Origin of the sequence: Streptomyces alkaliphilus (assembly GCF_014141535.1) — a bacterium.
Taxonomy (GTDB): domain Bacteria; phylum Actinomycetota; class Actinomycetes; order Streptomycetales; family Streptomycetaceae; genus Streptomyces; species Streptomyces alkaliphilus.
In genome coordinates, this window is the sequence record NZ_VKHT01000118.1 from 1 (window position 1) to 8,347 (window position 8,347).

Consider the following 8,347-nt stretch of genomic DNA (forward strand, 5'->3'; position numbering starts at 1 on the left):
GCCGGACGGCCGACCCGGGGACCCCGGCCCGCTCCCGAACGGAACGGCCCCGTCCCGCTCCGTCGCCTGCCTGCTGCACACCCACCGAGGATCAGGAGTCTCATGACCGCCGCCCCGTCCCGTACCACCGTCCCCACCGGCCGCCCGGCCGCCGAGGCCGTCGACGGACTGCCCACCGACTTCCGGTGGGGCGTGGCCACCTCCTCCTACCAGATCGAGGGAGCCACCGAGGCCGACGGCCGCACCCCTTCGATCTGGGACACCTTCTGCCGCGTCCCCGGAGCCGTCGAGGGCGGCGAGAACGGGGACGTCGCCTGTGACCACTACCGGCGGATGCCGCAGGACGTCGCGCTGATCGCCGGTCTCGGTGTGGACACCTACCGTTTCTCCCTGGCCTGGCCCAGGATCCAGCCGCACGGCTCGGGGCCCGCCAACGCCCGTGGCCTGGCCTTCTACGACCGTCTGGTCGACGAGCTGCTCGCCCGCGACATCACTCCCTGGGTCACCCTCTACCACTGGGACCTGCCCCAGGAGTTGGAGGATGCCGGCGGCTGGCCCCTGCGGGACACCGCCGAGCGTTTCGCGGACTACGCGGCCCTGGCGTACGCGGCCCTCGGCGACCGGGTCCGCCACTGGACCACTCTCAACGAACCCTGGTGCTCGGCCTGGTTGGGCTACCACACCGGCGAACACGCCCCCGGTCGCAGGAACTTCGGCGACGCCATGCACGCCGTGCACCACCTGCTGCTGGGTCACGGACTGGCCTCCCGGCGACTTCGTGAGGCCGCCGGAAACCGGCCGCTGGAACTGGGCATCACCCTCAATCTCGGGCACCACGCCCCGGCCGGCGACTCCGCGGCGGACGTGGCGGCCGCCCGGGCCGCCGACGGCATGGGGACCCGGCTCTACCTCGACCCCCTGGTGCACGGCCGCTACCCGGAGGACGTCCTGGAGTCGCTCGCCGCCCGCGGTGTCACCATGCCCGTTCGCGACGGCGACATGGAGACCATCGCCGCCCCACTGGACGTGTTGGGGGTCAACTACTACTCCAGCCACCTGCACAGCGGGACGGCGGAGGACGGCTCCACCACCGACGCCGAGGGCCTGCCCGTGGTGCGCGGTGTCGCCCACGGACGCCCGCGCACCGCGATGGGATGGGAGATCGTCCCCGAGGGACTCACCGAACTGTTGCTGCGGTTGCAACGGGACTACGGCCTGCCCACGGTCATCACCGAGAACGGCGCGGCCTTCGAGGACCGGCCGGCGGCCGACGGATCGGTGCCCGACCTCGACCGCATCGCCTATCTGGACGACCACATCCGGGCGGTGGCCCGGGCCCGACAGCGGGGGGCGGACGTGCGCGGCTACTTCGCCTGGTCCCTGATGGACAACTTCGAATGGGCGTACGGCTACGCGAAACGGTTCGGGATCGTCCGGGTGGACTACGACACCCAGCGGCGCACGGTCAAGGACAGCGGCCGGTGGTACGCCGACACCATCCGGGCCACCCGGGGCCGCTGAGTCGTGCGGAGCCCGGGGGCCGCGGGGCCGGCCGGGTGGGCCCGGAAAGGGGGCCCGGGGTCCACCGGGCCCCCTTCCACCGGACCGTTCCCGCGCGTCGGCGGGCCGACGGGGCACCGGCCCCCGTCGGATCACCCGGCCGCACCGGAGCGGCCCTTCCCCGCCCCGGCCCCGAGCGGGGGCCGGGGCGGGATCCGAGAGGGCCCGCCGGTCCGTTCCGGTGACGGAACGGACCGGCGGCTCCGTGTCGCGGTGTCTTCTCGATCAGGCCACGGTGAGGTCGGCCGGACGGGAGTTCTGTCCGCTGCCACCGGCGTTGAAGCCCAGCGTCACCGAACCGCCGTCCGGCACCGAACGGTTCCAGTCCACGTTGGAGCAGGTCACCCGGTTGCCCTGCTGGGAGCACTCGGCGTTCCACGCGTTGGTCAGCCGCTGATCGCCGGGGAAGGTCCAGGAGACGGTCCAGCCGTTGAGCGAGGCGCCGGAGCAGGAGACGGCCACCTCGCCGGTGAAGCCGCCGGACCACTCGTTGGGCACCCGGTACTCCGCGGTGCAGCCGGTGCCGGGGGAGCCCCCGGTGCCGCCGGTGCCCGCGGTCGCGCCACCGTCGGAGGAACCCGAGGTGGTGCCCGAAGTGCTACCGGCGGTGGTGCCCGAGGTGGTCCCGGCGGTGGTACCGCCCGAGGACCCCCCGTCCCGGGCGTTCTGGGCCAGCTCGTGGGCGATCTCGGGGTTGAATTGGCCGGCCGGTCCGGCGCAACCGTCCACCTCGCCCGGCGGCTTGATCCAGAAGTAGGCGTGGATCTGCGGGTCACCGGTGTTCGCGGTGGGGGCGATACCCACCCCGCGACCGCGCGGGTCGCACCACTCGCTGTCGGCCGTCGGCCCCAGGCCGTTGCGGCTGGTGTCGATGATGGCGCCGAGTCCGGAGCCGCCCAGATGGTTCAACACGTTCTTGGTGAAGGCCACCTCGTCCGGGGTCGCCCGGAAGTTGGAGGCGTTGCTGAAGATGCCGTTCCCGTTCTGCACCACGCCGGCGGCGCGCAGGCGCTCGGCTATCACGGCGGGACTGTGCCACGAGGAGTGGCCGGCGTCGTAGTAGACCCGGGCGGAGGGGTTGGCCGAGCGGATGACCTGACCGGCCCGGGAGAGCGAGGCGTAACGGGCGGCCCGCTCCTGCTCGCTCAGGCAGTGGACCAGGGCCAGCGCGTCCGGTTCGAGGATCACCACGACCGGTCCGCTGCCCAGGCCGGCGGCGAAACCGTCGATCCAGCTGTCGTACGCGGCCAGGTTCGGCGCGCCACCGGCCGAGGCGCCGCCGCAGTCGCGGTTCGGCATCTGGTAGGCCACCAGCACCGGGACCTGTCCGGCGGCGGCGGCCGGACCGGTGACGGCCCGAACGTCCGACGTGACGGTGGAGGGGCTGTAGTAGGCGAACCAGATGCCCTGGGCGCGCTCGCCGATGACCCGACTGATGAGTGGCTGTCGGGGGTCGCCCTGGTTGGCGGCGGTCCAGCGCGCCACCTGGGAATCGGGGTCCCGGTAGAAGTTGGTGCCGGACGGCAGTTCGGCGGACGCCTGTTGCGGCATGGCGAACATCAGGCCGCCCGCCAGAGCGGCGACCACACCGCCGACGAGCGCCCCGAGACGTTTGCGCCGGGGCCGGTGGTGCCTACGGCTCTTGTTGATCACTTCGCTACTCCGCATCTTTCCCGTGGGGGAGTCGACCGGCCCGATGCGAGACAGGGCGCGGTGACAGGTTGCGATGGGAGCGCTCCCATGGTCCGGCAGGCTACAACGTCCCGTCGAACCTGTAAACGCGTCGCGTCGGGGGAAACGGTCTCCGGTTCCACCCCTGGCCGCCTCCGGCGGTCATCGTTCCCCTCCCGTGCCCTGTCGCGCGAGGGGGACGACCGACTCCTTCGCCGGAGCCGCGCCCGGCTCCCCGGAGGGGATCCGCACCGCCAGGGCGAGGGTGTCGTCCGGATGCAGGATGACGGTGTGCATGTCCTCCGCCACCGCTCCCGGAACCTCCGCCAACGGACGCCGGGCGTGCTTGCGCACCGACTCCATCAACCGGACCTCGCCCTCGCGCGGGTCGCGACGACTCTCGGTCAGGCCGTCGGTGTAGAGCATCACCAGATCCCCCGGGCCCACCGGGGTCCGCAGCAACCGCTCGCTGCCCGGCAGGGGGAAGCCGATGCCCCGGCCGGGCACCTCCAGGTACTCGGCCGTGCCGTCCTCGTGCACCAGGAGCGCGGGCGGATGGCTGCCGTTGGCCAGTTCCAGGACGCCGGTGCGCAGGTGGACGCGGGCCAGCAGCACCGTCGCCATCAGGTGCCGGTCCAGGGGCAGCAGCACCTCGTCGGTGCGCGCCACGATCGACTCCAGGGGATGCCCCTCCAGCGCGAGGGTGCGTACCGCGTGGGTCACCGTCAGCGCGCTGCGGGTGCTGGTCACGCCGTGTCCGAGCGCGTCCACCACCGTGATGTGCACCGAACCGTCCGGCAGGACGAACCAGTCGTACAGGTCCCCGCCGGTGGGGGCGTCGGTGCCGGCGGGCTCGTAGTGCACCGCCAGTTCCAGCCCCGAGAGCTCCAACGGGGGAGGACGCAACGCGTCCTCCAGCTCCCGCAGGATCTGGCCGTGGGCGGTCCGCAACCGCTCGTCCCGCTCCTCCAACTGGACGTACAGCGCGAGCACGCCCCGGTTGGTCTCGGCGAGTTCGTGCTCCAGCTCCCGGCGGGTGGCGGCCAGGGTGTCCATTCGCGCCAGGACCGCGAGCAGTTCCTCCTCGACCGCGTCGCCGTCCGAGGCCTCGGATTCCGCGACACCGTGGGGGGCCTCCGGCAGCGGGACCCGCCAGACCAGCGTCCCGTCCGCCTCCACCCCGGGCGGCAGCGGCAGGTTCTCGGTGCTCAGCCTCCGCCCGGTGCCGGCCGGACGACACCCGACCACCAGCATGCCCGGGCGGCCGTCCCCGTCCCGCTCCACCGAGGAGCTCAACCGCACACACCGGCGGGCGGCGAACTCCCCGCGTGCCGCGGCGGTCACGGACAACACCAGGCGGGCTCGCATCTCCACGGGCAGCCGGTGGTTCAGGGCCAGTCGGCGCACCGCGCGCCGCAACCGGTCCGGGGCGCAGTGACGGCTGGTCTCAGAGGTCATGGGTCCTTCGTGTCCCGAGGGTCAGCACCGTGCTGTCGTCACGGGCGATGCGGTGGGCGTGGGTCAGGGCGGCGGCCAGCAGCGGTGCGGGCAGACGCAGAAGGAAGGGTGATGGCGACCTGATCCAGCGCTCGTCGATGCCGTCGGTGTGGAGCACGACCGTCGATCCGGGCGATGGGCTCACGCGCCGTACCATCGGTCGGGGCATGTTCCAGCCGACAATACCCGGCGGGCCGGAGGCGGCTGTGGTGATGGTGCCGTCCGGGGACACCACCCGACACCGGATGTTGCCCACCCCGCACCACTCGGTGGACCCCCGCCCGGTGCGCAGCACCGCCACGGCCGCGCCCCGGGTGTGCCGCAATCCCTTGTTCAGGGCGATCAGGATCTCCGGCAGTGGCCGGGCCGGGTCCCGTCGGTGCACGCGAACAGCCGCCCGGGCCACCTCGGCGGCCGTCTCGCCGTGCCCCAGCGCGTCCACCAGGACCAGGGTGCGCACACCGTCCGTCTCGTCGATCCTCCAGGCGTCCCCGCCCAGACGCTCGCCCTCCACCGGAAGGCAGACGGCCCCCAGCCCGGGGTCGGCCACCGGACTTCCGGGGGCGGAGAGCCGGGCGGCGGCCACGGTCCCCGTGCCCCGCTCGGTGCGCACCGTGAACTCGTCCGAGATGCGGCGGATCGCTCCCAGCCCACCGCCCAGCGTGCCGGTGGTGCTGTAACCGTCGGTCATGCACAGGGCGAGATCCGCCATGCCGGGCCCCCGGTCGACGGAGATGATCTCCATCGTGTCCCCCGGCGGGAGCGGCTGGAGATAGATCACGCCCCCGGAGGCGTGCTTGGTCAGATTGCCGGCGAGTTCACCGGCGATCACCGCCGCCCGTTCGGCCAGGGAGTCGGTCCACCCCAGGGACGAAGCGATGGACCGGGCCACGGACCCGGCGTGCTGGACGGAACTCTCGTGGTCGATGCGGATCTGTTCGGTGAGCGGTTGGGGCACCGGCTCACCGCTCGGTCCAGCGGATGGCACTGACGGTGGTGCCGACCCCCGGCTCGGTGTGGATGCGGAACTCGTGCATCAGCCGTCGGGCGCCGCCCAGGCCGTGGCCCAGACCGGCTCCCGTCGTGTATCCGTCCTCCAGCGCCTGCTCCACGTCCACTATGCCGGGACCCTCGTCCCGGGCCACCAACAGCAGGCCGGAGCGGCCGTGGCGGTTCAGGCGCTCCAGGGCCATGGTGCCGCCCCCGCCGTGGATGTAGGTGTTCCGCGCCAGTTCGCTGGCGGCGGTGACCACCCGGGTCTGATCGATGAGGCTGAAGCCGCACTCCAGGGTGGCGGCGCGCACCGCGTGCCGCACCACCAGGAGGTCCTCCTCCGTGCGCACCTCGTGCACGGCGGGCGTGTCGAAGGGGACCCCCGGCACGCCGTTGGACGGGCCGACGGGGTCCGGCGCCGTGCGGGGCGCGGGACGGGAACGCCGTGGGGCGACCACCTCGTCGGTCATCTTCACCGGGTGCCCCTCTCCGGGGGTTGTGAACCGTGATACCAGCCGAGGGCCTGCATGCCCCGTTCGGCGGTGAGAGCGGTTTCGACGCCCTCCAGCGCCAGTCCCAGCTCCACCAGCGTGATGGCCACCGGCGGGCGCATGCCCGCCACCACCACCCGCGCCCCCAGCAGGCGCGCGGTGGTGGTCAGCTCGCTGAGGGTGCGGGCGACGAAGGAATCGATGATCTCCAGGCGCGAGATGTCGATGAGCACACCCGCCGGGCCCTCGGTGGCGATGCGTTCGGTCAGTTCGTCGGTGAAGGCTCGGGCGGTCTTGTCGTCCAACTCGTCCAACAGGCCGGTGACCAGCACGTTCCCCAGGCGCAGGATGGGAACCCCGGCGGGTACGGGAGCGTTCATCGGGCCGCCGCCTGGTCGCCGGAGACCCCGGGGGCGTCCGTGATCCGCACCGCCGCCGCGAGGGCGTCGGCCAGGGTGGTGCGGGTCAGGATGGTGGACAGGTCGATACCGAGCTGGGCGATGGTCTGGGCGATCGCCGGCCGGATGCCGCTGATCACGCAGTCGGCGCCCATCAGACGGACGGCGTTCACGGTCTGCATGAGGTGCTGGGCGACGGAGGTGTCCACGGCCGCGACACCGGTGATGTCGATGATGGCGACCTGCGCCTCGTGGGTCTGGATGGCCTGCAGCAGGTTCTCCATGACCACCTGGGTGCGGGTGGTGTCCAGGGTGCCGATCAGCGGCACGGCCAGGACGTGTCTCCACAGCTGGACGACCGGGGTGGAGAGTTCCATCAGCTGCCGGCTCTGCCGGCTGATGATCTCCTCGCGGCCGGTGACGTAGATGTCGAAGCTCAGCGCGCCGGCGGCGTCCAGCAGACGGTTGACGGTCAGCGCGACGGCGAGCAGTTCGTCGGTGTCCGCCACGCGGCGCTGCACCGACTCCAGCAGCGCCTCCTTCAGTGACAGGACGGCCAGCGAGGTCACGGTGGGCGCGGTGCCCAGCCGGGCCCGCTGGAGCGAGAAGTCGGTCACGGCGGCCCGAAGGTCCTCGTGGGAGGTCACCACGCGGGCCACCGGCAGGTCGCTCTCCAGTCCGGCGCGCAGGGCGGCGATCAGCGCGTCGGCCTCCCCGCGCAACTCGGTCTCGCTGATGCTCGAACCCACCGCACCCTGCTCGATCTGGAGCTGCACCCACCGATCGGCGATTTCCTCGTCGCGATCCGCCAGCACGCTCGTGAGGTGATCCCGCACGGCGGCCTCGCTGACACTCACCATGAAATCCTTCGCTGTTGTCTGGTCGGGGCCGGTCGATTCCCGCGTGACGACCCGGCTCCGTGGTACACCCGGAATGGCATCCGGTGTACCACACATGGACAACGACCAAGCCGCGCCATTCGTTTCCGAACGGCAAATGTTAGCGCTGCCCGGCAGGTCACCGAAAGCCGAAGTACCGACAGTGACACACAACCTGCGCAACCCGCGGCCCGGAGGAGGGCGGTCCCGTGTGATACGGCTCGCATCCGGGCGGGGGCGCACGAGAGGCGGCCGGTCGACACCTTTCCCGCCCTCGTGACCCGGCCCCATGGCCCTTCGACTGGCCCTTCGACGAATGACCCCCCTACGAAACGGAGCACTCGATGGCCGTTCGGCCCCTCGGCGAGGACCCCCGAGACCGGGGCCCGCAGACGGCCCGGGCCGTCTGCGGGCCCGATCGCGTCCTGCGGGCGGACCCCGATCCCGGTGGGAAACCGGCCGGTGAGGCGGGGGACGCGGCGGCCCGGGCCGCCGCCCGTCTGGTGGAATTGTGGGAGGAGACGGGGATCCGCGCCGGGAGCCCGGTGCCGCCGGCCCAGTTGCGGGCGCTGGGGGTGCTGGCGGCCGAGCAGCCGTTGACCTGTGGGCGGCTGGGGGCCCGACTGCACCTGACGCCCTCCGCGGCGGGTCGCCTGTGCGCCCGGATGGAGGACGCGGGCTTGCTGTGGCGGAGGCGGGCCGCGGGGGATCGTCGGCGCACCGAGCTGGTGCTCACGCCGGGAGGGCGGCGCACGCTCCTGGCCGTCCGCGCCCACCGTCGCGAGGTGCTGCGGGAACTGCTGGGCGAGAGTCCGGGCGCGCCCGGGAACGAGGAGTCGGCCCCGGGCGGGGCGGTGGC

General features: G+C 72.7%; 8 protein-coding genes. 2 read left to right on the forward strand and 6 right to left on the reverse strand.

Annotated elements, in window-relative coordinates:
• The first annotated feature begins 102 nt into the window (after window positions 1–102).
• Window positions 103–1,521 (forward strand): GH1 family beta-glucosidase, encoded by a 1,419-nt coding sequence (locus FNQ90_RS06460; protein ID WP_182605385.1) that lies wholly within the window; start codon window positions 103–105, stop codon window positions 1,519–1,521.
• A 264-nt stretch (window positions 1,522–1,785) separates the two neighbouring features.
• Here the strand turns inward: FNQ90_RS06460 and FNQ90_RS28050 are convergent, their stop codons facing one another.
• From FNQ90_RS28050 to FNQ90_RS06490, 6 genes are all read right to left on the reverse strand, one after another.
• The gene (locus FNQ90_RS28050; RefSeq protein ID WP_182605386.1) at window positions 1,786–3,228 is read right to left on the reverse strand and encodes a glycoside hydrolase family 6 protein; all 1,443 of its coding nucleotides are present in this window, start codon (window positions 3,226–3,228) and stop codon (window positions 1,786–1,788) included.
• Between the two features lie 165 nt (window positions 3,229–3,393).
• Complete coding sequence (locus tag FNQ90_RS06470) at window positions 3,394–4,689, reverse strand: PP2C family protein-serine/threonine phosphatase (RefSeq protein ID WP_182605387.1); 1,296 nt, start codon at window positions 4,687–4,689, stop codon at window positions 3,394–3,396.
• Window positions 4,679–5,686, reverse strand: coding sequence for a SpoIIE family protein phosphatase (locus tag FNQ90_RS06475; protein ID WP_182605388.1), 1,008 nt, complete (start codon window positions 5,684–5,686; stop codon window positions 4,679–4,681). The genes FNQ90_RS06470 and FNQ90_RS06475 overlap by 11 nt, the downstream gene beginning before the upstream one ends.
• A 4-nt stretch (window positions 5,687–5,690) precedes the next feature.
• Window positions 5,691–6,191 (reverse strand): anti-sigma regulatory factor, encoded by a 501-nt coding sequence (locus FNQ90_RS06480; RefSeq protein ID WP_153426899.1) that lies wholly within the window; start codon window positions 6,189–6,191, stop codon window positions 5,691–5,693.
• Window positions 6,192–6,193: 2 nt separating this feature from the next.
• Window positions 6,194–6,592, reverse strand: a complete 399-nt coding sequence (locus FNQ90_RS06485) for an STAS domain-containing protein (RefSeq protein WP_182605389.1) — start codon at window positions 6,590–6,592, stop codon at window positions 6,194–6,196.
• Window positions 6,589–7,467, reverse strand: a complete 879-nt coding sequence (locus tag FNQ90_RS06490) for an STAS domain-containing protein (protein WP_323379807.1) — start codon at window positions 7,465–7,467, stop codon at window positions 6,589–6,591. Before FNQ90_RS06490 ends, FNQ90_RS06485 begins: the two co-directional genes overlap by 4 nt.
• 365 nt (window positions 7,468–7,832) lie before the next feature.
• Between FNQ90_RS06490 and FNQ90_RS28055 the strand changes: the two genes are divergently transcribed.
• Window positions 7,833–8,347: MarR family winged helix-turn-helix transcriptional regulator (locus FNQ90_RS28055; protein WP_182605390.1), on the forward strand; the 515-nt coding region annotated here is incomplete at its 3' end.